Origin of the sequence: 'Prunus avium' virescence phytoplasma (assembly GCF_050916135.1) — a bacterium.
GTDB lineage: Bacteria > Bacillota_I > Bacilli_A > Acholeplasmatales > Acholeplasmataceae > Phytoplasma > Phytoplasma ziziphi.
In genome coordinates this window covers 473,656-498,085 of record NZ_CP069156.1, presented here as the reverse complement: position 1 = coordinate 498,085, position 24,430 = coordinate 473,656, and the positions used below count along the sequence as shown (strand labels likewise).

Below are 24,430 nucleotides of genomic sequence, written 5' to 3'. Positions count from 1 at the left end.
ATATAATAAAGGTTTATTTTCTTTAATAACTTTTTGACATTCTTAATAACATTTAACTTTTAATTATAATTTAAAACGAAAAATTATAATTAAATAAATATATAAATATAATATAAAATTATTTTAAAACTATACTATTCAATAATAAAATAATAAAAAAACAGTGATTATTATAAAAACACATAGAATAATAATAAAAAGATAAATATTTTTATTACTGATCGAATCTTTTACTTGTTGAGTCAAAGCACTTTGAATTTTTTTACATTCTTCTTTTTTTGTTCTGAAATCATTTTTAGCTGTTGTTAATTCTTCGTTTTTTGTTCTTAAATCATTTTGAGCCGTTGTTAATTCTTCGTTTTTTGTTCTTAAATCATTTTGAGCCGTTGTTAATTCTTCGTTTTTTGTTCTTAAATCATTTTGAGCCGTTGTTAATTCTTCGTTTTTTTTAGTTAAGGTTTTTGTTAATTCTGCTTCTTTTGTTCTGAAATCATTTTTAGCTGTTGTTAATTCTGCTTCTTTTGTTCTTAAATCATTTTGAGCCGTTGTTAATTCTTCGTTTTTTTTAGTTAAGGTTTTTGTTAATTCTGCTTCTTTTGTTCTTAAATCATTTTGAGCCGTTGTTAATTCTTCGTTTTTTTTAGTTAAGGTTTTTGTTAATTCTGCTTCTTTTGTTCTGAAATCATTTTTAGCTGTTGTTAATTCTTCGTTTTTTGTTCTTAAATCATTTTGAGCCGTTGTTAATTCTTCGTTTTTTTTAGTTAAGGTTTTTGTTAATTCTGCTTCTTTTGTTCTGAAATCATTTTGAGCCGTTGTTAATTCTGCTTCTTTTGTTCTTAAATCATTTTGAGCCGTTGTTAATTCTTCGTTTTTTTTAGTTAAGGTTTTTGTTAATTCTGCTTCTTTTGTTCTGAAATTATTTTGAGCCGTTGTTAATTCTGCTTCTTTTGTTCTGAAATTATTTTGAGCCGTTGTTAATTCTTTGTTTTTTGTTCTTAAATCATTTTGAGCCGTTGTTAATTCTTCGTTTTTTTTAGTTAAGGTTTTTGTTAATTCTGCTTCTTTTGTTCTGAAATTATTTTGAGCCGTTGTTAATTCTGCTTCTTTTGTTCTGAAATTATTTTGAGCCGTTGTTAATTCTTTGTTTTTTGTTCTTAAATCATTTTGAGCCGTTGTTAATTCTTCGTTTTTTTTAGTTAAGGTTTTTGTTAATTCTGCTTCTTTTGTTCTGAAATCATTTTTAGCTGTTGTTAATTCTTCGTTTTTTGTTCTTAAATCATTTTGAGCCGTTGTTAATTCTGCTTCTTTTGTTCTGAAATTATTTTGAGCCGTTGTTAATTCTTCGTTTTTTTTAGTTAAGGTTTTTGTTAATTCTGCTTCTTTTGTTCTGAAATCATTTTTAGCTGTTGTTAATTCTTCGTTTTTTTTAGTTAAGGTTTTTGTTAATTCTGCTTCTTTTGTTCTGAAATTATTTTGAGCCGTTGTTAATTCTTTGTTTTTTGTTCTTAAATCATTTTGAGCCGTTGTTAATTCTTCGTTTTTTTTAGTTAAGGTTTTTGTTAATTCTGCTTCTTTTGTTCTGAAATCATTTTTAGCTGTTGTTAATTCTTCGTTTTTTGTTCTTAAATCATTTTGAGCCGTTGTTAATTCTGCTTCTTTTGTTCTGAAATTATTTTGAGCCGTTGTTAATTCTTCGTTTTTTTTAGTTAAGGTTTTTGTTAATTCTGCTTCTTTTGTTCTGAAATCATTTTTAGCTGTTGTTAATTCTTCGTTTTTTTTAGTTAAGGTTTTTGTTAATTCTGCTTCTTTTGTTCTGAAATTATTTTGAGCCGTTGTTAATTCTGCTTCTTTTTTTCTGAAATTATTTTGAGCCGTTGTTAATTCTTCGTTTTTTTTAGTTAAGGTTTTTGTTAATTCTGCTTCTTTTGTTCTGAAATCATTTTTAGCTGTTGTTAATTCTTCGTTTTTTGTTCTTAAATCATTTTGAGCCGTTGTTAATTCTGCTTCTTTTGTTCTGAAATTATTTTGAGCCGTTGTTAATTCTTCGTTTTTTTTAGTTAAGGTTTTTGTTAATTCTGCTTCTTTTGTTCTGAAATCATTTTTAGCTGTTGTTAATTCTTCGTTTTTTTTAGTTAAGGTTTTTGTTAATTCTGCTTCTTTTGTTCTGAAATTATTTTGAGCCGTTGTTAATTCTGCTTCTTTTTTTCTGAAATTATTTTGAGCCGTTGTTAATTCTTCGTTTTTTTTAGTTAAGGTTTTTGTTAATTCTGCTTCTTTTGTTCTGAAATCATTTTTAGCTGTTGTTAATTCTTCGTTTTTTGTTCTTAAATCATTTTGAGCCGTTGTTAATTCTGCTTCTTTTGTTCTGAAATTATTTTGAGCCGTTGTTAATTCTTCGTTTTTTTTAGTTAAGGTTTTTGTTAATTCTGCTTCTTTTGTTCTGAAATTATTTTGAGCCGTTGTTAATTCTTCGTTTTTTTTAGTTAAGGTTTTTGTTAATTCTGCTTCTTTTGTTCTGAAATTATTTTGAGCCGTTGTTAATTCTTTGTTTTTTGTTCTTAAATCATTTTGAGCCGTTGTTAATTCTTCGTTTTTTTTAGTTAAGGTTTTTGTTAATTCTGCTTCTTTTGTTCTTAAATCATTTTGAGCCGTTGTTAATTCTTCGTTTTTTTTAGTTAAGGTTTTTGTTAATTCTGCTTCTTTTGTTCTGAAATCATTTTTAGCTGTTGTTAATTCTTCGTTTTTTGTTTTTAAATCATTTTTCATTTTTAGTATTTGTCGATCTCTATCTTTTAAATAATCAATTAATGTGTTAGCATGTATACTTTTCAAATATAATTTCTTATGTTTTTTTTTTAAAGCTGTTAAAAGTTGCCCAGCCAATAATTCTGGATTATTTACATTCGTTACATCAATATCTTCATTTGGATTATATTGTTCTGGAGGAACTATTAATTGTTGAGATTTATTAAAAATAATATTTTTATCTATTGTTTTATTTGTTATTTGTTTGATATCTAATGAAAAATATAATATAAAAATATAAAAAATAAATATAAATATTGTTAATAAGACAAAAATAATTATTGAATTAAAATTTTGTTTAATTTTATTTATGAACATATATCATATCAATTTCTAATTAATATATTAAAAAAAATAAATGATAATAATTTTCATTTATTAAATGTTTTCGAAAGCAGTGAAATAAGATCATAAAAAATATTATTATTAAATTAAAAACTTTGTTTTGCCATTAAAAAATATCGCATTGATGAACCTTATCAAAGTATAATTGATATATTATAAGTTTAAATCGGATATTTTTTCATACTAGATGTTGGGAGTTTCTTAAGTAAAGAAAATTTATCTTTATTTCATAAATTTTTTAAAAAAAGAATAAAGTTAAATAATATAACTTTTTTATATGAATAAATTTAATATATTTAAAATCTTAGTTAGGTTATATAGTTTGTTATTTTAAAATAATCAACAATAAACTTTATTTAAATAATCCTAATAATAAAGATTATTATATGAATAATTTAAATTTTATTAAATATTTCTATTTAATAATTAAAAATTTTTGCTTTTGATTTTATAAATTAATTATTGTTCAAATTATTTTGAAAGATATAATTAAAATAATATTTTTACAATCGAAATAAAAAAACAAACTAATAATAAATAATATGCAAAAAGTTTGTTCGAATTAATAACTTGCTTAAATTATTCCAACAGATATTGCTATGAATTTAATCATCAATTTATGTATAAAAAATAAAAATATACCAAAATTAGTTAATTAATATTAAATATTAATATTATTTATTAAAAAAATATTTAGAAATGTTCATTTTTACATATTTTATAAAAAAATTATTTATGATAAATTGGCATTTAATAATAAAAAAAGACTAATTTATATAATGATGTTCTAAAAATATGATTTTATTTTTTAAATTTTTAAAAAATATTTGTTTACGATTCTTTAGGTTATATTTTCGAATCAAAAACCAAATTAAAAGTTTAGATATAAATTTTTTTGAAAATTAATTTTTTAAATAAAATGATTATTTAAAAAATATTCGAATTTATTATTCGTTATTTAAAATTTATTATTCGTTATTTCAAAAATGTAAATTAGAAAAAATATTAAATGTTTATTGGGAACATATTTTCGAAATAAATCGCATTTTACTCATTTTAAATAATAAAAAATAATTTTTATATACGAAAAATTTATTTAGTCATAAAATCTAAAATTTTTATTTTTCCTAATATAAAAGAAACTTTATTATATTCAAGATTTTAATATTTTTCGATTTAAAAAAATTATTTAATATTAATTAATATCTGTAAAATAAACTAAATTAAAAAAATTCTTTTTATAATTATTGAAAATAATAATATTGAAATATTTTATATTAAAACAAATTTTAAAAAAATATTTTTTAACGTTTATCTAAATTTCTAAAATTAATAATAAAATTTATTTTTTAATTAATTATTTTGCCAAATAATATTATTATTTGCTTTTTTCCTTTATGAATATATTATTTTATTTAAAATTACAATAATAAAATAATTAAAAATAATTAAATTTAATTGATTATTAAATACGATCTTACATATTAAATTGTATCATAAAAAGATTTATATTAATTATTTATTAAAAAAATAAAGATTATTAATTATAAAAGTGATTATTTTTCTATATTATTCATTTTTTATATAAAATATTATATTTAAATTAATTTGTTTCTTACATAAATAGAAAAACCTATTTATGTCTAAGAAAATGGTATCAAAATTTTAAAAAATAAATAAAAATTTTCTCCTAATTGGTTAAAATTTAACTTTTATCAAATAGATAAATTGACTAAAATTTGATTAATTTTCGAATTAAATAAAATATCATTTTAATTATTTTGTTTAATGTCTTATAAAACAAGTTTACATAAAACTTGTATTAAATTTTTTTTCAATATATAATGGTTTTAATAATTAGAAAATTAAATTTAATTTTATTAAATTTAATTTTATTATTTATTGTTTTATAAATAACAAAATGAAAGAGTGTTAATATGAAAAAATTTAAATCTATATATTTAGTACCGATATTTTTAATATTTATATTAATAATTACGATATATTTCGTTTATGATTATAATAATACAAAACAAAAAAATTCAGAAAAAAACAAAGAAGAACAAAATTATACAAATAAATTATCAGAAGAATTAAAACAAAATATTCCTGATAAAGGAGATATGATTTTTATAGAATTGTTTACAGACGAAAATAAAAATAAAGATATTTTGCCTTTGATGAAACAATACAAGTTTCGAAAAAGTTTGTATTATGTTTTAAATAGACAAGAAATAACTCAAAATGAGACTAATTTAAAACCTCTTTCGCTTTTATTTACTAAAGCTTTTTTTCAAGATAATACAAAATATTTTCCTAAACCCTTTTTACCACATAATGAAGACAGCATGAACATTTATAAAGATTTAGATTTAAAAAATTATGGTTTTAATGAAACAAAAGCTTTACAATGTTTAGAAGAAGCTTGGAATAATTTAAATTCTGAAGAAAAAAACAAAGATTATGTTTTGAGATTCGTAATAGATAAAGACGTAACAGATATAAATTTTTCTATTCAAGAAAAAATTATCACACAAATTAATAATTTATTCCTAAAGTTTTTAACAAATAAAGATTTAGATTCAAATAAATTAAAAATAGAAATTACTGAAAAAGGTACATTTGATATAAGATTAAGTGTTGCATCTGAAATAGATGAATATAATCAAGAAGAATATTATTTCCATTTTATACGAAGTATATTTCATTTTAAAGATGATTCTAAAATTTCTATAAATTTATCACATATAAAACAATATTTAGAAAATAAAAGAAATAAAGGTCAAACAATAGAAAATAATTTATTTGGGATAAGGAATGTGAATGATTCAAATTCTTCTATTCATGCAACAAATATCGAACAAATTAATAATTTATCCATCAAGTATTTACAAAATGAAAATTTAGTTATTAACTCACAAGGTATTTTTGAAAGTGAAATAACTGATTTGTGGGATACGTATGATAATAACATTCGCACATTATTCCCTTCATTGGGTTTAGGACCTCAATCTCAACAAGAAGAATCGTCAGAGATAAAAGAATTAAAACAAAAAACTTTTGAAGAAATATTCGAAAAAATATTATGTCTTTTACATGAACAAATGTTAAATATTCCTGTTTGCGTTCATAATATAGAAAGTACAAATTAATTATGAAGAATTTAAAAAAAATTTTTTCTAAAATAACTTTAAGAAATTGCATTTTCTTTTTATTTATGTTTTATGTTGTTGATTTTATACTTACAATTTTGAATGAAAATATATTAAATCCGCAATACAATCAAAATATATATCGTTTTTATAAATTTCATAAAATGATGATATTCATCAAAGTAGAAATTAGAACTAGAATAAATCAATTTTTGACGCCTGTACAAACTTTATTATTATTAGGTTATTGGGGCGAGGCTTTTTTATCTAGAAATTCAAAAATTAATTCTAAATCTTTAGTTTCATCCAAACAAAAATCTTATTTTACTTTCGAAGATGTTGCTGGCAATGAAGAAGAAAAAGAAGAAATGAAGGAATTAATTGATTTTTTAAAAAGACCTCAAAAGTATGCTTCCGTAGGAGCTAAAATACCTAAAGGTGTTTTATTAGAAGGGCCGCCAGGAACAGGTAAAACCTTATTAGCGAAAGCTTTAGCTGGTGAAGCTGGAGTTCCTTTTTACGCTGTAGCTGGTTCTGAATTTGTTGAAAAATATGTCGGTGTCGGTGCTTCTCGTGTCAGAGAATTATTTAAAGAAGCTAAAGATCATTCTCCTTGCATTCTTTTTATTGATGAAATAGATGTTTTAGGTAGTAAAAGAGGTGGTTTTTCAGGAGGATCTCAAGAAACAGATCAAACTCTTAATCAACTTTTAACTGAAATGGATGGTTTTACTTCAACACAAGGAATCATTATCATCGGAGCTACTAATAGAGCGGATATGTTAGATTCAGCTTTATTAAGACCAGGAAGATTCGATCGCAAATTTATAGTTGGTCTACCTGATGTTAAAGCTAGAGAAGCTATTTTAAAAGTTCATGTTCGTAATAAAAATATTTCTCCTGATATTAATTTTAATCAATTAGCGAAACAAACTCCAGGTATGAGTGGCGCTCAATTAGAAGCAGTTTTAAATGAAGCTTCTATTTTAACAGTAAGAAATCAAAAAGAAATGATTACTATGGAAGATTTAGAAGAAGCGATTGATCGCGTTTTAATGGGTCCAGCCAAAAAATCAATTAAATATACAGAAGAAGAAAGAAAAATGGTGGCTTACCATGAAGCTGGACACGCCGTTATTGGTTTAAAATTAGAACACGCTCAAAAAGTTCAAAAGATTACTATTATCCCAAGAGGTTCAGCTGGTGGTTATAATTTAATGTTACCTGAAAAAGAAACTTTCTTTTCTTCTAAAAAAAGAATGTTAGCGAATATTATTTCTTATTTAGGCGGTAGAGTAGCTGAAGAATTAGTTTTTGACGATGTTTCTAATGGAGCTTGTGAGGATTTTAAACAAGCTACTAAAATAGCTAGTTTAATGGTGACTAAATATGGAATGAGTGATTTAGGTGTTTCTCAAGATTCTGATTTTTCTGATAAAAAAGCGATTGATACAGAAATTAAAAAAATAATAGATCAATGTTATCAAGAATGTCAAAAAGTGATTAAAGAAAATAAATCTTTATTAGATAAAATAGTTAATTTATTATTAGAAAAAGAAACTATTAATAAAGAAGAGATAGAAAAATTAACAAGTTTTTAAAATATTCAATCAATAATAAAAAAAGAAACTTTTTTTGAAGTTTCTTTTTTTATTATTCAGAAAAATATATAATTTTTTGACAAAATAATTAAAAAAACGAAATAATTATTGTACTATATAAAATGTAAACAAGTAAAATTTAAATTAATATTTTTATAATTATTAAATATTTTATTATAATATTTTTTATATAAATTATTTAATCTAAGGAGTTAAACAATGAAAAACAAGATAAATAACGTAACATCAAATTTATGTTAAAAAATGTAAATCATAATATCAAAATAATCATTTTAAAAAAAAATAATAATAAAAATAAAATTGTTTTTTATTAATTATTCATTAATTATCTTATTTTAATATTATTATTTTTTATTTTTAATTAATTAAATTTAACAAGATATTTTGTTTGGTTTCTATTTTAATAGTTACTTGTAATTATAAAAATCGGAAATTGTTTTTATTTTTGTGACTATAACTAAAATATGATAATCACGCTAATACCTAAATTACTTAAATTATGATATCAAAATATTATTGTCTGTATTAATTTCTAAAAATATCGCTTAAATTTTAAAAACATTCACTTTATTAAATATAAAAATATATAATCTCTTATTTAAATAAAAATATTAAAAAATTAAAAAAATAATTAATATTTTGGATCGAAAAAATACTTATATTCTTTAATAACAGGAAAATAAAAAAATAAATTATTCTTAATTACAAATATTTTTATATTTTTGCCAATCGGCCACATAATTTTTTAATTAATTAAAATAAAAAAATTTTAGAAGATTTTATATTTATTTTTGATTAAGATAATTAACAATTTTATAAAAATTTAAATTCTAAATTTAAGTTATTTGTTCCAGGATAGAAATAAAATTTCGAAAATATATAATGAATTTATTTTGTTTATATTCTCAAAATATCAAAAACAATAATCAAATTAATATATTTAGATATAATTTAAATATTTTGAATAAAAATAAGGGAGATTACAAAAATGGAACAAAAAAATAATAATGATGAAATTAATGTTTTTGATATAGCAAAATATTTTTTAAATAAAGATTCTTCTATAAATAAAACTAAATTACAAAAATTACTTTATTATTCACAAGGATATTTTTTAGCCAAATATAATACAGTTTTGTTTAATGAAACAATTGAAGCTTGGATTTATGGACCTGTTATCCCTGTTATTTATGCAGAAATTTTATTTCAAGAAACAATGAAACCAAATACTAATTTAAATTTTGATAAATCAGCCACAAATAAAAATTTAACTAAAGAACAAAAAGAAATATTAGAACAAATTTATGATGAATTTTATGGTCTAAATAGTAAAGAATTAAGTAAAAAAACTCATGAAGAAGATCCTTGGAAAACAGTTTATGATCCTAATAAATCTTGGTCTGAATGCGTTATTACTCCTAAAATTTTGTATAATTATTTTTCTAAAAGAAAATAATTAAAAATTTTTATTTAATGAAAGTGAGAATAATTTTTTGATAGAAACAAAAATATCTTCTATATCTTCTATTTTAGATGATGAAAATTATTTGTATATTATCAAAATTTTGGATAAATGTATGACAAATTTTGAACAAAATTTGTTATTTTTAAAAAAATATTCTTCTACTAATTTTGATGAAAATTATATTAGCGCTCATATCGCTAGTATTTTTAATAATTTAGATAAATTTAAAGCTACTAATGAAACTCTAAAAAGACATGGCAAAGTTGATGTTTTAATTTCTTTAAATAAAAACGAAGATTATATTATCGAATGTAAAAATTTTTGCGGTTTACATGATTTAGACTTTGTCTATAAACAATTATTAAGTAGAGTTTATTATCGTTATTCCTGCGGCTCTATTGTTTTATTAGTTAACGGTAAACAACCTAACACATTTAAAAAAATTTTGAAAGAAATTAATAATTGGGTATTAGTTCATAAAGGAGAAAAAATAAAAATAAAAAATTTTAAATGTAACGAAAATTTTTTTGTTATTAAAATAAAAAACCCTAAAACAGATTTTGATATGTTGATCAATATTGCTTGTTATGATCTTGAATATAATGTAAATCATGCAAAAAAAGATAAAGATATTGATGATTTATACAAAGAGATCGAAAAAAATAGCAAAAACTTTATCGGATCTCTTAATAATTTAAGTAAAAAATATAATAATAAATTATTAATAGAATATATTATTGATTTACAAAAAGAATTTAATAATATTACTAATTTATTTAATGAATATTATTCAAAAAATCAAAAAAATAACAAAAAAGAAAAAAAATAATAATATTATTAATCTTTTTTTGTAATAATTTTTTATTAAATGATTAAAAGATACACTCTAAAATCAAAACCTAAGAAGAATATTTTATAAAATTTTGTTTTGCAAGTGCGCAAAAAGACAAAACCTTATCATTTTTATAAATTGAACAAAAAAATCAAACAATCCCGACTTTAAGTTGATCTTATTTGTTTGAATGATTTATTTTTATTTTAATTTTCAGGATACAGCGCGAATTAATAAACAAAAAAATTTTAAACTAATTTTTATATCTTTGCGCTTTTATAGCTTTTTTAAATAGTTTTGTTTTATAAAAGTTACTTTTTAAATTTATTGAGTATAAATAAAAAAATATTTTAATTCTTCATATATGATTTATAACCAAAATTATTAAATTATATTAACAAAAATTAAAAAAATGCATTTTGTTTGTATTGATTAAAGTTTTTAATAAAACCGTTATTATAAAAATATAAAAACGTTAAATTAATTAAATTTTATTTATCAAAATAAACGTATATGAGTTTTTATTTAGCATAAAAAACTAATTATTAATATGAATTTTACCCACACTCTAATAAAAATTATTACCTCACATTAAAAATAGTCTCTTATTTAGACTATTTTGTTATTTAAAATACTATATTTCGGATTCGCCTTTTTTATTTCTTTTCAGACGGAATCAGCAGGATTTAAATAAGTTTTTCGAATAAATTTGTTATTGGATTAATTGTGTTCATTGATAAAGTTTTTTGTTGATTTGCGATGAGTTGATTAAATTCAGTTGTCATTAGATGGATCATATTCAGTTATGTAGCTTATTGTTTTTCCATCGAATTGAAATTGAGTTAATTTAATTTTATTCCCCTTCAATGGATTAAATTCTTCAATATAACATATTTTTCGGCCGTCATCTTGGAACCAAGTTTTTTTAATTAAGATTTCGAATAAGTTTTCAATAAAGAAGTTTTCAATAAATGTATCATATTCACTGATATATTTTATTGTTTTACCGTCGTTTCGGAAATAAGTTTCTTTAATTTTATGTCCAGTAGATGGAAAGAATTCTTCGATATAGTTTATTGTTTTTCCATCAGATATGAAATGAGTTTCTTTAATTTTTTTTCTACTACATAGATCGTAATCAATGATGTTTTCTATTGTTTTTCCGTCACTTTGGTAATAAGTTTTTTTAATTAATTTTCCAGTATATGGATTGTATTCGTTGATGTAATTTATTTTTTTACTTTTAGTTCGGAAACTAGTGTATTTAATTTTTTTTCAGTAGATGGATCATATTTACAAATAGCTTTTATTGTTTTTCCGTCGTTATTGTAAAAAGTTTTTTCAATTATTTTTCTAGTAGACGGATCATATTTACCGATACTATTTATGGTTTTTTCGTCATCTAGGTAATAAGTTTTTTTAATTAATTTTTCGTTATATAAATCAAATTCTTTGATATAGTTATATTCATTATTTGCAAAATTTGTTTCCTTTAAAATAGACCATCAGGATTGTAATAAGTTGTTTTAATAGGCGAAAAATCAGCTGGATCAAATTCTTCAATAAAATCTATTGTTGAACCATCAGATTTGTAATAATTTTCTCTAAATGGAAAAATATCATATGGAACGTATTCGGTAATATAGTTTATTGTTTTCCCGTCTGATCGAAAATAAGTTGTTTTGATGCGTTCGAATAATACAATACATGGATCATCTTCCATGATATAGCTTATTGTTTTGCCGTCGTCTTGGAAATAAGTTCTTTTTAAGTTTCCAGTAGATGAATCATGTTTATTGATGTTAATTATTGTTGCACCGTCTTCTTGGAACCAAGTTTCTTTGATTAAGTTTCCAGTAGATAGATTGTATTCAGAGATGCATTCTATTATTTTTCCGTCGTTTTGAAAATCAGTTTCTTTGATTTTATTTCCAGTAGATGGATCATATTCATTGATACTATTTATTGTTTTTCCGTCAATTTGAAAAAAAGTTTTTTTGATTGGTTTTCCATTAAATGGATTGTATTCGTAGATAGAGTATATTCTTTTATTATCTTCATAATAAAATATTTTTGTTAAATTATTTTTCATTTTATAATCCTTTTAATTTGGTTTTTATTTAATTATTATTAAATAGCTCTTTCACTTTCATATCTTTTTTAAAAAGTTTTGTTTTATAAAAGTTACTTTTAAAATTTAAATAAATTTAAATAAATTTAAATAAATTTAAATAAATTTAAATAAATTTAAAAAATAATCTTTAATAATTTATATTATATAAATAAAAATAATAATTAATATTATTTTTAAATTTATTGAATCACGATGTCTAACAAAGACCACTAAAAGACATATTTTTGGTTTGATGTTTTATATTTGAAATTTGTATCTTTCTTAATTTTATTTAAGTTCAAAAAGTTTTTTTCAACTTTTAAAATAATAATTTGATGATGATTTTTATGTTTATTTAGTTTCTTCATTCGGAAATAAAATTAGTAATAAAAGGAACTAAAAAATAACAAGTACATAATCATAAGTTCTTTTTCCAAAATAAATAGGTTTTTATTTAATTTATAAATTTTTTTCTTCTAAAATATAAACATCATTTTAAACAACTTTGTTATATTTATATTTAGATCCATATATCAACAACTTCTTAATTTAGGCAAAAAAAGAGTTTAACTTTAAAAGTCAAATTCTTAAAAAAAATAAAATTATTTAAATTTTCTATAACAGTGCGATAAATTAAATAATTTTTATGTTTATTCATGTTTTTTGTAATAAAATTTTAATATTTTTTATATATTTTTTCAAAAAAAATATTTGGGATAATATTTATTTTTTTGTATTGGTTCATAATAAGCAATCCAATTTTGATTTTTATCTAAGACAAGAAATGATTTTGTTGTCGAAATTTGTCTTTCATCTAATAAAACGCCATTTTTAACTAATTTAATTAAATAATCATTTAAAATAATTTTTTGTGTTTTTTTAAATAATATTTTAACATCGATTAAATTTTTGAAATCGACTGAATTAATATTTTGAGCTTTTTTTAAATTATATAAACCTATTTTAGTTCTTGTTAATTTTTTTAATGCGCCGTAGGTATTCATTTGAGACGCAATATCTCTAGCTAAGCTTCTTATATACGTTCCTTTTGATACTTTGGTTTCGAAATCGATTGAATCATTTTCGAAAGAAGATGTTATTTTTAAATTTTTAATATTAACTTTTCTAGGAGGAATGTCAATTTGTATATTTTTTCTTGCTAAATTATACATTTTTTTTCCTTTAATTTTGATAGCCGAATACATAGGAGGAACTTGTAAATATTTTTTTTTACTAAAGAAAAGGAAACTTTTTTCAATTTCTTCTATTGATAAAATATTTGTTTTTGTGTCAATTATTTTCCCTGTTACGTCTAAAGTATCAAAATTTTTATTAAAAATAATACTCCCTTGATATGTTTTATCTAAATTTTCAAATAAAAAAGCTAACTTTGTAGCTTTATTTATCAAAACAATTAAAAGACCTTCTGCCATAGGATCTAAAATCCCTGTATGTCCTATTTTATTAAGATTTAATTTTTTTTTTATTAAATAAATAGCATCATGAGATGACATATTTTTTTCTTTGTTAATTAAAAAGAAACCATTCATGAGAATATTTATATTTTCTTTCTTTTTTTAGTTAAAAAAAATTATTTTTATTTAGCTTATTTGACAAAAAGATATTAAATCCTCGTGAGTGCAATAACCAGTTTGTCTTTTGATTTCTTCTCCGTTTTTGAATAATACTAAAGTAGGAAAACTTCTTACATTATATTCATAAAGAAAATTTTATTAAAATCACCATTAATTTTGATTACCTTTATATTAGGGTTTTGTTGTTCAAAATTATTCAAAACAGGCATTAATTTTTGACAAGGTCCGCACCAAGGAGCAAAAAAGTCGACAAGAACTATTTTATTTTGGTTGATTACAGACTTTAAATCTATATTTGGTTGATTTTGGGACATTTTAATTTTTATAACCCTTCTTTTTTTATAAAATTTTTAAAATATAGAAAATAAAACAATAAACATATTTTTTAATAAAAAAATGTATACAAATATATTATAAATTAGGTTTATAAAATGATCTTCCTTTTATGACAGATAAATTTTCAGTAAATTCTCCTTTTTCGGTTTCTTTTATTTTTTCATTTAAAGTATTTAATTTGGCATCTATATCGTCTAAATACCATAATAAAAGAGCTTCTCCGATTTGTGGTTCTCTAGCGGCGCCATATTGTAATAAACCATGATGTGAAATTAATAAATGTTTTAAAAGTAAAGTTTCTTCTTTATCTTGCAACCCTAACAAAAGAGCTTCTTCATGAATATAATTAACTCCTAAGATTAAATGCCCTAATAATTTTCCTTTTGTTGTATAAGTTTTGGATAAAAAATCAAATTCTATTATTTTCGCCATATCATGAAGAATAATCCCGCAATTTAATAAATCTTGATTTAAAAAAGGGTATATTTCGACATAATGTTGAGACATGTTTAACATATTAAGAGTATGATAACTTAAACCTCCATAATAATCATGATGCATTTTACAAGCCGCTGGAGAAATTAAAAATTTTATCTTATGTTTAGAGTATAAATTATGAGTTATTTTTTGTAAAACAGGATTTTCAATCTTAGATAAAAAATTATTTATTTTTTGATCGATTATATCGAAAGAAAGAGGAGAACATTTAAAAAAGTGTTTATAATAATTAAAAACTTGTTCTAGATTTAAAATATTTTCAATGATATCATATTCTTCGCATAATAAAATATTTTTTTCATTTTTTTCTTTGTATTTTGTTTTAAAAAAATAAATTTTTTCTTTTTCGAGTGTCGGAAATGTTGGATCTATTTTGATATTAACGCCGAAATCTTCTATTAATAAAAGATTAATGTTAAAAAAATGCTCTCCTTTATTAATACTAGTTATTTTGCCGATAAATTCAATTTTATCACCTATTTTTTTATTTTTTAAAAATAAGTTTTGATTCATAATTTGTTACCTTTTTAATAATATAAAATTTTTAATTTATTAACAGTGGATATTTCCTTGGGAATTGATATAATGAAATTAATTTTTTAAATCTTTTTTTTTCTTTTTTACTGAACGAAAAAGAATTGATTATATTAGGATTTAAAATAAAAGATAAATCTAAAAATAATTCTGGATTCATTTTTGTTAAATTTTCTTTAATTATAAAGAGAATACTTTCTTTAAATTCTGTCAAAAAAGAAATAGCATTAGTTTCTTTTAAAGATATAAGAGCTTTTAGAAAGAATTTTCGTTTTGTTATTTTTTTTAATTCTTTAATTATTTCTTGAGGTGTTATTTTGTTTAATAAAAAAATATTTTTTCTTAAAATGTTTTTAGTTTCGATTTCGATTTCAAAATTAGATTTCGCTTGAAGAGTGAAAATACGCATCATTCTTAAAGCATCTTCTGTTAATTTTGGTATGGTTCTCCAATAGTTTTTATTTGTTTTTTGATTAAATCATTATAACCATTAATATAATCAATGATTTCTCCATTTTCATTCATTAAAAAACCATTAATAGTGAAATCACGTCTTTTTAAATCTTCTTTAATATCTGAAATGAATTCGACAAAAGAAGGATTTCTATGGTCTAAATAAGGTCCTTCTTTTCTATAAGTAGTAGTTTCAAATTTTTCTTTTTCAAAGATAATTTGAAAAGAACCATATTTGATATTTTTTTTATGGCAAATTAAGAATTTAGAAATTTCTTCGTAACGACCATTAGTAGTTATATCAACATCATTTATAGGTATATTTAAAATTATATCTCTTACAGTTCCGCCAACAATAAAAGCTTCGAAACCTTTTTTTTTAATTTCTTTTATTATTTTTTGTGCTTTTTCAATTTTATTATTTTTTTGCTACAAAATTGCATCAAAACACCTTTTTTTAATATTTTTTTATCAAGAATTTAAAATTATGACTCCTACTCCGAAAACATCATTACCTACATGAGCACCTACGGCTGGGGTAGAAGGAACTTCTATAATTTTTTCTAATTGTAATTCTTTTTCTAAAAAAACTTTAAATTCGTCTTTGATATGATTATTTCCAGTACTTAAAATATGTATTAAAAATTTTTTATTTTGTGTGTATTTTTTGATTTTATCGCTAATAGATAAAAAAGCTTTTTTCATAGAAATTTTTTTTTCAATTAAAACAATTTCTCCATTTTTGTTAACTTGTAAAATAGGCTTAATTCTAAAAAATCTACCTAAAAAACCTTTTGTTTTGCTTAAACGTCCATTTTTAATTAATTGTGTTAAAGAATTAACGATAAAAAAGATAGTATTGTTTTCTTTTAAAAAATCTAAATGTTTTATAACTTGTTCAACAGAGGCGCCTTCTGAAAAAAGACGTTCTGCTTCTAAAGCGAAATATCCTTCTGAAAAACAAACAGTATTAGTATTATAAGGGATAATTTCAATTTCGTCTTTTAATTGCTTTGAGCTTGACAAACAACATTATAACTCCCACTTAATTTTTGAGAAATAGTTAAGACAAAAGTTTTTTTATAACCTTTTTTAACTAAATTTCTGAAATAACATATTAATTCTCCGATAGAAGGTTGAGAAGTTTTTACATCTACATTAGTGTTTTCATTTAATATATCATAAAATTCTTTAGCTGTTATAGTTTCGCCGTCGATATATTCTTTATTATTGATAAAAATTTTAATTCTAATTAAATCAATATTATGATTTTTATATGGAGAATAATCTAAGCAACTAGTTGATGTCGAAGCTATTTTGATATTTTGATTATTTTTATTTATTTTATTCATTTATGAAACCTTTAAATCTTTAAATTTTAAAATTTTATATCAAAATTTTTTGATATTCATTTTTATGATTATTATACCAAGTTATTATAACAAAAAAATTTTGTTAATATGTTTAATATTAATAAATAATGACAATAATATCTAAAAATGAATAAATGATTTTATTTTTTGAATATACTTTTGTAAAAATTCTATTGTGTTTGTTTTTTGTCTTTTTCTAATTTGATAATTAAATTTCTATAAAACATCGCCTTTTCGAAATCTAACTTTTTAGAAGCTTTGTTCATTAAAGATCGGAGTTTTTTTAAACTATAATTTTCGGGAGATTGTTTTCCAGAAAATAAAAACGATTCAATATTTTCATTTTTATCTTTGTTAATATCTGTTGTTTGTTTGATATTTTTATGAATAATAGTTGGTTTCAGATTATTTTTTAAATTATAATTTTCTTGGATTTGACGACGACGTAAAGTTTCTTGAATAGCTGTTTCCATTGCATTTGTTATTTCATCACTGTACATAATTACTTTTCCGTAGATATTTCTCGCGGCTCTTCCGATAGTTTGGATTAAACTTTTTTCACTTCTTAAAAAACCAGGTTTATCGGCGTCTAAAATAGCTACTAAAGATACTTCAGGTAAATCTAGACCTTCTCTTAATAAATTTACTCCAACTAAACAATCATAAATACCAGTTCTAAGTTTTTTTAAAATAATCATTCTTTCTAAAGATTTAATTTCACTATGGAGATAAGCTACTTTAATTCCTATTTTTTTAAGATAATTAGTTAATTCTTCACTCATATTTATAGTTATTGTCGTAACTAAAGTTCTTTCTTTTTTTTCTGCTCTTTTTTTTATTTCTGAATACAAATCTTCAATTTGATTTTTAGTAGGTCTTAATTCTATTATCGGATCTAAAATAAAAGTAGGCCTAATAATTTGTTCTATGATAGGAATTTTTTTGTCTATTTCATAATTTCCTGGAGTAGCTGATAAATAAATAACTTTATCCATTTTTTTTTCAAATTCAGGAAACGTAAGAGGTCTATTATCTAAAGTACTAGGCAAACGAAAGCCATGCTCTATTAAATTTTTTTTTCTTGAATAATTACCAGCATGCATTCCTTTTATTTGAGGTACAGTAACATGAGATTCATCAATGATAGTCAAAAAATTTTTTCCAAAATAATCAATTAAAGTTGTGGGTGGCTCTCCTTCTTTTTTAAGAGATAAATGACGGGAATAATTTTCAATCCCATTACAATAACCGATTTGTTTTAACATTTCGATATCGTTTGTTACTCTTTTTACGATATTTTGTGCTTCAATTAATTGATTTGTTTTTTGAAAATATTCAATACGTTCTTCTAATTCTTCTTCAATTCTTTTAATAGTTTCTTTTAATTTGTTTTTATTAGTAACATAAAGAGAAGCAGGAAAGATACTTACATTTTTTAAATTTTCAATAATATTTCCTTCAAGAATATCAAAAATTTGTATTTTTTCAATTTCTTCATTATCAAATACGATTCTAATTCCTTGTTGAGTTTCAGCAGATAAAATAATGTCCAAAGTTCCACCTCTAACTCTAAAAGTACCTCTATCAAATGTTATATCATTTCTTTTATATTGCATTTCAACTAATTGTTTTAAAATTTGTTTAAAAGAATATATTTTGTTTTTTTCTAAATAAAGAACAGAAAGTTTATAATCGTTAATATCTCCGATACCGTAAATACAAGAAACAGACGAAACAACGATGATATTTTTACCGTAAATTAAAGAATTAATTGTTCTATGGCGTAATTGATCTATTTCAGAGTTAATTTTAGAAGTTTTTTCAATATAAGTATCATTAGAAACGACATAAGCTTCTGGTCGATAATAATCATAATAAGAAATAAAATATTCTATTTTATTATCAGGAAACATTTCTTTTAATTCATTATATAATTGACCCGCTAAGGTTTTGTTATGAGCAATAATTAAAGTGTTTTGATTTAATTTTTGAATTACATTAGCTATGGCGAAAGTTTTACCTGTTCCTGTAGCTCCTAAAATAATTTGTTCTTTGATATTTTTTTTAAAATTAGTTAATATTTGTTCAATAGCTTTAGGTTGATCGCCGCTTGGTTTATATACAGTTTTAATTTTGAATGTCATATAATTTCAACCTTATTATTTATTTTAGATTTAAAATTTTTTTTAAATATTGTCCTGTGTAACTTTTCGGTTTTTGCATAATTTCTTCAGGGGTTCCTTTAGCGATAATATATCCACCATTATTTCCGCCTTCTGGTCCTAAATCGATAATATAATCAGCATTTTTAATTATATCTAAGTTATGTTCGACCATAATTACGGTTGCTTTTTGTTTAATTATATGATGAATTATTTTGATTAATTTTTGAACATCTTCGCTGTGTAATCCTATAGTAGGTTCGTCTAATATATAGAGGGTATTTTGAACATTTGTTTTAACAAATTCATTAGCTAATTTTATTTTTTGTAATTCTCCATCCGAAAGAGTTTTAAAATTTTGCCCCAAACGTATATAATCTAAACCTATTTCTTTTAAAATTTGAAAATGATTTTTGATAAAAGTAAAATTATTAAAAAAGATTAAAGCTTCGCTTACGGTCATATCTAAAATTTCGGCTATGTTTTTATTTTTATATTTGATTTTTAATATTTCTTTATTGAATTTTTGACCTTTACATTTTACACATTTAATAGAGACATCAGGAAGAAAATGCATAGTAATTTTTGTTATTCCTTCTCCAGAACAATGTTCGCAACGTCCTTTTTTGTTATTAAAAGAAAAATGACTTTTGGTATAACCTTTTAATTTAGCTTCTTTTGTTGAGGCGAATAAATTTCTAATATAGTCAAAAATTTTTGTATAAGTAATTAGATTACTTTTAGTTTTTTTTCCGATAGGAGAAGGAATAATTTTGATAATTTTTTTGATACTATTATGTTTATTCAAAAATGTATTAGAAATATTTTCGTTTTTGTGATAAGAAATTTTTTCTAGAGTATTGGATTTTAAAATTTGATTTAATAAAGTTGATTTTCCAGAACCTGAAACTCCTGTGATGACTGTTAAAATTTCTAAAGGAAAATCAATGTCGATATTTTTAAGATTATTTTCGGAAACATTTCTGATTTGGATTATTTTTTGAGGATTGATAGGATTTCTTTTTTCAGGAACATTAATTATTTTTTTACCAGATAAATATTGTCCCGTTAAACTTTTTTTATTTTTAATAATTTCTTCAGGAGTGCCATAGGCTATTATTTGACCTCCTTGTTCTCCTGCTTGAGGTCCGAGTTCTATTAAATAATCAGCGGATAAAATTGTGTTTGGATCATTTTCTATCACTAATAAAGTATTTCCTAAATTTCTAATTGTTTTTAAAGCTTTAATTAGTTTTTCATTATCTTTAGGATGTAATCCAATAGAAGGTTCGTCTAATGTATATAAAATACCCGATAATTTAGCTCCGATTTGATTAGCTAATCTAATTCTTTGTATTTCCCCACCAGATAAAGTTGCACTACAACGTTCTAAAGTTAAATAATTTAAACCAATATCTTTTAAAAAATTAAGTCTATCTATTATTCCTTGTAAAATTAAATCAGATTTTTGTTTTTCTTCATCTGTCAATTTTAAATTAAGAAAAAAATCTAATAATTCTTTTATAGATAATTTACTTAATTCATAAATATTATGATTTTGAATTTTAAAAAGTAAAGCTTTTTCATTCAAACGAGCTCCTAAACATGAGTCACATTTTTGTTCTGAAACAAAAAAATTAATAAACCAATTGATATTATTAAGATCATTTTTTTGATGATAAAAATGTTCTAAAACATTGATAACTCCTGTATTAAGTGAATCGAAATTATTATTTTTGAGGTTTTCTTGTTTTCTGTAAAGAAGAATGTTTAATAATTTAGGGTTTAATTTTTTTAAAGGTGTATTCATATCGATATTATTATGTTGACAAAAAGTTTTTAAATCATGAATTTGAGAATATACATTTTGATAGTAAAAATAAGGAACGATACCTCCTTCATTAATAGATTTATCTAAACAAATAATCAAATTTGGATCTAATTTATTTTTTACACCTAGTCCTTGACAATTTGTACAAATTCCATGAGTATTATTAAAAGAAAATAGACGCATTTCTCTTTTAGGAATAACAAATTCTTTTTCAGAAAAATAATAATTATGGTAAAATTTGTGAATTTTTCCATCTTGTAAAATAAAAACCTTATCAGGAACTAAAGAAAAAGCCAAATTTAAAGAATCATATAATCTTTCTTTATTGTTATTTATCTCCATACGATCTATGACGATATAAATATCATGATATTGATCTTTTTCTAGTGAAGGCAAATCGTTTTCTAATGAGATTTTTTTTTGATCAATAATACAACGATCGAAACCTTTTTTTAAAAATTGTTTGAAAAGTTTTTGATGTGTTCCTTTTTCTTTTTCTACAATTGGAGCTAAAATAAAAATTTTAGAATTCAGGTTTAATTTTAAAATTTGTTCCATAATTTCTTCTAAGTTTTGATTTTTAATTGGCTGTTTAGTTTTGGGATGGTGAGGAACAGAAATATTAGTATAAAGCAATCTTAAGTAATCATAAATTTCGGTCATAGTTCCAACAGTAGAACGCGGATTATAAGATATTATTCTTTTTTTAATATTAATCGCAGGACATAAACCTTCAATTTGATCGACATCTGGTTTTTCAAAATTTCCTAAAAATTGTCTAGAATAAGAATTAAGAGATTCTATATATTTTCTTTTACCTTCTTGGTATAAAGTGTCAAAAACTAAAGAAGATTTTCCAGAACCTGAAATACCAGTTACTACAATAAATTTGAATTTAGGGATATCTAAATTAATATTTTTTAAGTTATTAACTTTAGCACCTCTAATTTTTATTATTTGATTATTATTCATTTGAATATAGTACTTTCTTATATTTTAAATTTTATTTTTTTATTAGTTTAATAAAGAATTTAACAAAAATATCATAAATTATATTTAATTTTTAAAATTTTTTGTTTTTCAAATTTTCAATAGTTTTTGATATTTTTATTAAATCTAATTTGGGATATAAGATAAAATTTTTTTTGTTTCTTTTTGTTGTGTTTTTTGATGAAATAATAAGGTAAAACGATGTACTTCGGTACTTAATTGTAATAAAAAACGAAATAATTTATCTTTATTTTCGAAATAAAAAATTCCTTTTTTCGTAATTAAAGCTTCTAATTGATGTTTATTATTTTTTTTTAACGCCCCTAATACAATATCTAAATTCATTTTTTTTAAAGTTTTGTAACAAGTATTAAATTGTCCTTTTCCGCCGTCAATTAGAATTAAATCAGGTAAAGGCGCTTTCATCTCTACAAGTTTTTTATAACGTTTTTGTAAAACATATTCAAAAGAACGATATTCATCTTGAAATTCTTTGTCTATATGAAATTTACGATAACATTTTTTATCAAATTGAAAATTTTTAAAAACAATCATAGCTGATACAAAAGATTTTTGAAATAAATGTGAATTATCAAAAACTTCAATATGATTGATTTTTTTTTGGAAAAATTCGGATAAGAGTTCGATATATTCTTGCATTTGTTGAAATTTAGATTTATGGATTAAATTATATTTAATAAGATTTTCTTTAGCATTTTTTAAAGATAATTGATATAAATGAAATTTTGTTTTTTTTAAAAGGTATAGAAATTTTTGTTTTTAGTAATTTTTCAATATTTTTTATTTCTTTTTTTAATTCTTCTCCTAAAATAATTTCTTCGGGAACCATTTGTTCTTGGTAATATAAATTTAAATAAGTAATAATATTGCTTTCGATAAGTCCTACATAAGAAAAAACTATCTGATGATGATCGAAAATATTACCTTGATTTAACCTTAGTATATATATAGAAATTTCGTTTTGGTCATGATAATGAGCGATAATATCAGAACTTTTAGTTTTGATTATATTGCTAACAAATTGTTTTTCTGTTATTTTTTTTAAATGAAATAAAATTTTTTTATATTCCAATGCTTGTTCAAATTCTAATTTTTCACTGGCTTCTTGCATGTAATTTTTTATTTTTTTGATAATTTCTTTATTATCACCTTTTAGAAATTTAGTTATAGCTTCGATATTTTCTTGATAATCAACATTAGGGTTATTACAAGGTCCGATACATTGTTTAATATGATAATAAATACAAGCCTTTTTATTTATAGGATGACATTTTCTTAAGGGGTATATTTGATATAATATGCTTATTGTTTCTTTAACAGTTTCGTTGTTAGGATAAGGACCGAATATTTTTTTATTTTTAGGGACTATTTTATATCTAGCTAAGATTAGTCTAGGATGTTTTTCGTTGGTTATTTCGATATAAGGATAATTGGTATCATTTGTTAATTTAAAATTATATTTAGGAGTGTGTTTTTTAATTAAATTTGATTCTAAAATGAGCGCTTCTAATTCATTATTTGTTAAAATATAATCTATATCTGTAGTTTCAGATACTAAAAGATTAGTTTTTTTATTGTGAGAACATGTAAAATAACTTTTAATTCTATTTTTTAAATTTTTAGCTTTTCCTACATAAATTATACTTTTATTTTGATCTTGAAAGAGATAACATCCTGGTTCTGATGGTAACATTTTTAGTTTTTCTGATAACACATTTTTATACCTTCATATAATAAAATATTATTTTTTTACTTAATTACAATTACTGAAATACTTATAATATATTAATATTATACTTTAATTAATTTAATAAAAATAAAGATTGTAAAAATTTTTGAATAATTGTTTTAAGTATTTTTTTATTTTTTATTAATAAAAATTTCCCTAAAATAAGGTCTTAAAATTTTTATTTTCAATTATAAGTTATTAAAAATACAAAAATGATTAATTAAAATAATTCAAATTTCAATATTTTTAAAATAGTTTAAATTAATGTTAATAAGTCGATATTCTTTTTGTTTCAATATTTCTATTGTATTATTTTAAATAATAATACAAACTTTTCGAAATTTTTCTTCTTTTTATTAAATAAAAAATATCTTTATTTTTATTTTTGTTTGTAAAAATAAAAAACAAGTTTTGTGTAAACTTATTTATTTGAGGTTTTATCGGTGTTCAAATAATAAAAATTTTTAAATAATTTTTTATTATTTGAACACCGATATTAATAATTACGATATTATGATTTTTTCGTTTTAACACAATTTTTAATTGTTAAATTATTCTTTAAGACTAAAAATTA

19 protein-coding genes and 1 pseudogene are annotated in these 24,430 nt (G+C 21.5%); 4 read left to right on the top strand and 16 right to left on the bottom strand.

The window, feature by feature from the left end; translation table 11 throughout:
* Positions 1 to 138: 138 nt before the first annotated feature.
* A complete protein-coding gene (locus JNO41_RS02275; protein ID WP_121464227.1) occupies positions 139 to 3,123 on the bottom strand; it encodes a hypothetical protein in 2,985 nt (994 codons plus the stop codon).
* 1,964 nt (positions 3,124 to 5,087) lie between these two features.
* On the opposite strand from JNO41_RS02275, the gene JNO41_RS02270 reads away from it, so the two are divergent.
* From JNO41_RS02270 to JNO41_RS02255, 4 genes are all read left to right on the top strand, one after another.
* On the top strand, positions 5,088 to 6,302 hold the full coding sequence (locus tag JNO41_RS02270) for a hypothetical protein (RefSeq protein ID WP_121464226.1): 1,215 nt from the start codon (positions 5,088 to 5,090) through the stop codon (positions 6,300 to 6,302).
* Between the two features lie 2 nt (positions 6,303 to 6,304).
* On the top strand, positions 6,305 to 7,903 hold the full coding sequence (ftsH, locus tag JNO41_RS02265; protein WP_121464225.1) for an ATP-dependent zinc metalloprotease FtsH: 1,599 nt from the start codon (positions 6,305 to 6,307) through the stop codon (positions 7,901 to 7,903).
* A gap of 1,009 nt (positions 7,904 to 8,912) precedes the next feature.
* A complete protein-coding gene (locus tag JNO41_RS02260; RefSeq protein ID WP_121464224.1) occupies positions 8,913 to 9,380 on the top strand; it encodes a Panacea domain-containing protein in 468 nt (155 codons plus the stop codon).
* 37 nt (positions 9,381 to 9,417) lie between these two features.
* The gene (locus tag JNO41_RS02255) at positions 9,418 to 10,218 is read left to right on the top strand and encodes a hypothetical protein (RefSeq protein ID WP_121464223.1); all 801 of its coding nucleotides are present in this window, start codon (positions 9,418 to 9,420) and stop codon (positions 10,216 to 10,218) included.
* Positions 10,219 to 10,995: 777 nt separating this feature from the next.
* Here the strand turns inward: JNO41_RS02255 and JNO41_RS02250 are convergent.
* The 15 genes and pseudogenes from JNO41_RS02250 to uvrC all read right to left on the bottom strand — a co-directional run bounded on the left by JNO41_RS02250 (position 10,996) and on the right by uvrC (position 23,841).
* A complete protein-coding gene (locus JNO41_RS02250) occupies positions 10,996 to 11,490 on the bottom strand; it encodes a DUF2963 domain-containing protein (RefSeq protein ID WP_420885683.1) in 495 nt (164 codons plus the stop codon).
* The gene (locus JNO41_RS02245) at positions 11,451 to 11,678 is read right to left on the bottom strand and encodes a DUF2963 domain-containing protein (protein WP_432729674.1); all 228 of its coding nucleotides are present in this window, start codon (positions 11,676 to 11,678) and stop codon (positions 11,451 to 11,453) included. Before JNO41_RS02245 ends, JNO41_RS02250 begins: the two co-directional genes overlap by 40 nt.
* Before the next feature lie 35 nt (positions 11,679 to 11,713).
* On the bottom strand, positions 11,714 to 12,313 hold the full coding sequence (locus JNO41_RS02240) for a DUF2963 domain-containing protein (RefSeq protein ID WP_432729345.1): 600 nt from the start codon (positions 12,311 to 12,313) through the stop codon (positions 11,714 to 11,716).
* A gap of 719 nt (positions 12,314 to 13,032) precedes the next feature.
* Positions 13,033 to 13,884, bottom strand: a complete 852-nt coding sequence (gene truB / locus JNO41_RS02235; RefSeq protein WP_121464220.1) for a tRNA pseudouridine(55) synthase TruB — start codon at positions 13,882 to 13,884, stop codon at positions 13,033 to 13,035.
* Positions 13,885 to 13,935: 51 nt separating this feature from the next.
* Positions 13,936 to 14,004 (bottom strand): annotated as a pseudogene (locus JNO41_RS02230) (hypothetical protein); the annotation flags it as partial.
* Between the two features lie 35 nt (positions 14,005 to 14,039).
* Positions 14,040 to 14,243, bottom strand: a complete 204-nt coding sequence (locus tag JNO41_RS02225) for a thioredoxin family protein (RefSeq protein ID WP_432729342.1) — start codon at positions 14,241 to 14,243, stop codon at positions 14,040 to 14,042.
* A 97-nt stretch (positions 14,244 to 14,340) separates the two neighbouring features.
* A complete protein-coding gene (locus JNO41_RS02220) occupies positions 14,341 to 15,276 on the bottom strand; it encodes an HD domain-containing protein (protein WP_121464218.1) in 936 nt (311 codons plus the stop codon).
* Positions 15,277 to 15,307: 31 nt separating this feature from the next.
* Positions 15,308 to 15,709, bottom strand: coding sequence for a hypothetical protein (locus JNO41_RS02215; RefSeq protein WP_432729339.1), 402 nt, complete (start codon positions 15,707 to 15,709; stop codon positions 15,308 to 15,310).
* 17 nt (positions 15,710 to 15,726) lie between these two features.
* On the bottom strand, positions 15,727 to 16,107 hold the full coding sequence (locus JNO41_RS02210) for a hypothetical protein (protein ID WP_432729671.1): 381 nt from the start codon (positions 16,105 to 16,107) through the stop codon (positions 15,727 to 15,729).
* A gap of 114 nt (positions 16,108 to 16,221) precedes the next feature.
* Positions 16,222 to 16,776, bottom strand: a complete 555-nt coding sequence (locus JNO41_RS02205) for a DegV family protein (RefSeq protein ID WP_432729337.1) — start codon at positions 16,774 to 16,776, stop codon at positions 16,222 to 16,224.
* The gene (locus JNO41_RS02200) at positions 16,755 to 17,102 is read right to left on the bottom strand and encodes a DegV family protein (RefSeq protein WP_432729335.1); all 348 of its coding nucleotides are present in this window, start codon (positions 17,100 to 17,102) and stop codon (positions 16,755 to 16,757) included. The genes JNO41_RS02205 and JNO41_RS02200 overlap by 22 nt, the downstream gene beginning before the upstream one ends.
* 191 nt (positions 17,103 to 17,293) lie before the next feature.
* Positions 17,294 to 19,267 carry an excinuclease ABC subunit UvrB gene (gene uvrB, locus JNO41_RS02195; protein ID WP_121464215.1) on the bottom strand — a complete coding sequence of 658 codons (1,974 nt, stop codon included), beginning with the start codon at positions 19,265 to 19,267 and terminating at the stop codon, positions 17,294 to 17,296.
* 19 nt (positions 19,268 to 19,286) lie between these two features.
* Entirely contained in the window at positions 19,287 to 22,088 is a 2,802-nt protein-coding gene (gene uvrA, locus JNO41_RS02190; RefSeq protein WP_121464214.1) for an excinuclease ABC subunit UvrA, read from the bottom strand.
* Positions 22,089 to 22,232: 144 nt separating this feature from the next.
* On the bottom strand, positions 22,233 to 22,766 hold the full coding sequence (locus tag JNO41_RS02185; protein ID WP_432729333.1) for a hypothetical protein: 534 nt from the start codon (positions 22,764 to 22,766) through the stop codon (positions 22,233 to 22,235).
* A 49-nt stretch (positions 22,767 to 22,815) separates the two neighbouring features.
* Positions 22,816 to 23,841, bottom strand: coding sequence for an excinuclease ABC subunit UvrC (gene uvrC / locus JNO41_RS02180; RefSeq protein ID WP_432729331.1), 1,026 nt, complete (start codon positions 23,839 to 23,841; stop codon positions 22,816 to 22,818).
* Positions 23,842 to 24,430: the final 589 nt, after the last annotated feature.

What these genes read in the sequence shown, in the direction of transcription:
- ftsH (WP_121464225.1), top strand. Translation starts at nt 6,305, where the DNA reads ATGAAGAATTTAAAAAAAATTTTTTCTAAAATAACTTTAAGAAATTGC.
- uvrA (WP_121464214.1), bottom strand. Translation starts at nt 22,088, where the DNA reads ATGAATAATAATCAAATAATAAAAATTAGAGGTGCTAAAGTTAATAAC.
- JNO41_RS02215 (WP_432729339.1), bottom strand. Translation starts at nt 15,709, where the DNA reads ATGATGCGTATTTTCACTCTTCAAGCGAAATCTAATTTTGAAATCGAA.
- JNO41_RS02260 (WP_121464224.1), top strand. Translation starts at nt 8,913, where the DNA reads ATGGAACAAAAAAATAATAATGATGAAATTAATGTTTTTGATATAGCA.
- JNO41_RS02275 (WP_121464227.1), bottom strand. Translation starts at nt 3,123, where the DNA reads ATGTTCATAAATAAAATTAAACAAAATTTTAATTCAATAATTATTTTT.
- uvrB (WP_121464215.1), bottom strand. Translation starts at nt 19,267, where the DNA reads ATGACATTCAAAATTAAAACTGTATATAAACCAAGCGGCGATCAACCT.
- JNO41_RS02225 (WP_432729342.1), bottom strand. Translation starts at nt 14,243, where the DNA reads ATGTCCCAAAATCAACCAAATATAGATTTAAAGTCTGTAATCAACCAA.
- truB (WP_121464220.1), bottom strand. Translation starts at nt 13,884, where the DNA reads ATGAATGGTTTCTTTTTAATTAACAAAGAAAAAAATATGTCATCTCAT.
- JNO41_RS02270 (WP_121464226.1), top strand. Translation starts at nt 5,088, where the DNA reads ATGAAAAAATTTAAATCTATATATTTAGTACCGATATTTTTAATATTT.
- JNO41_RS02200 (WP_432729335.1), bottom strand. Translation starts at nt 17,102, where the DNA reads ATGAATAAAATAAATAAAAATAATCAAAATATCAAAATAGCTTCGACA.
- JNO41_RS02240 (WP_432729345.1), bottom strand. Translation starts at nt 12,313, where the DNA reads ATGAAAAATAATTTAACAAAAATATTTTATTATGAAGATAATAAAAGA.
- JNO41_RS02185 (WP_432729333.1), bottom strand. Translation starts at nt 22,766, where the DNA reads ATGCAAGAATATATCGAACTCTTATCCGAATTTTTCCAAAAAAAAATC.
- JNO41_RS02220 (WP_121464218.1), bottom strand. Translation starts at nt 15,276, where the DNA reads ATGAATCAAAACTTATTTTTAAAAAATAAAAAAATAGGTGATAAAATT.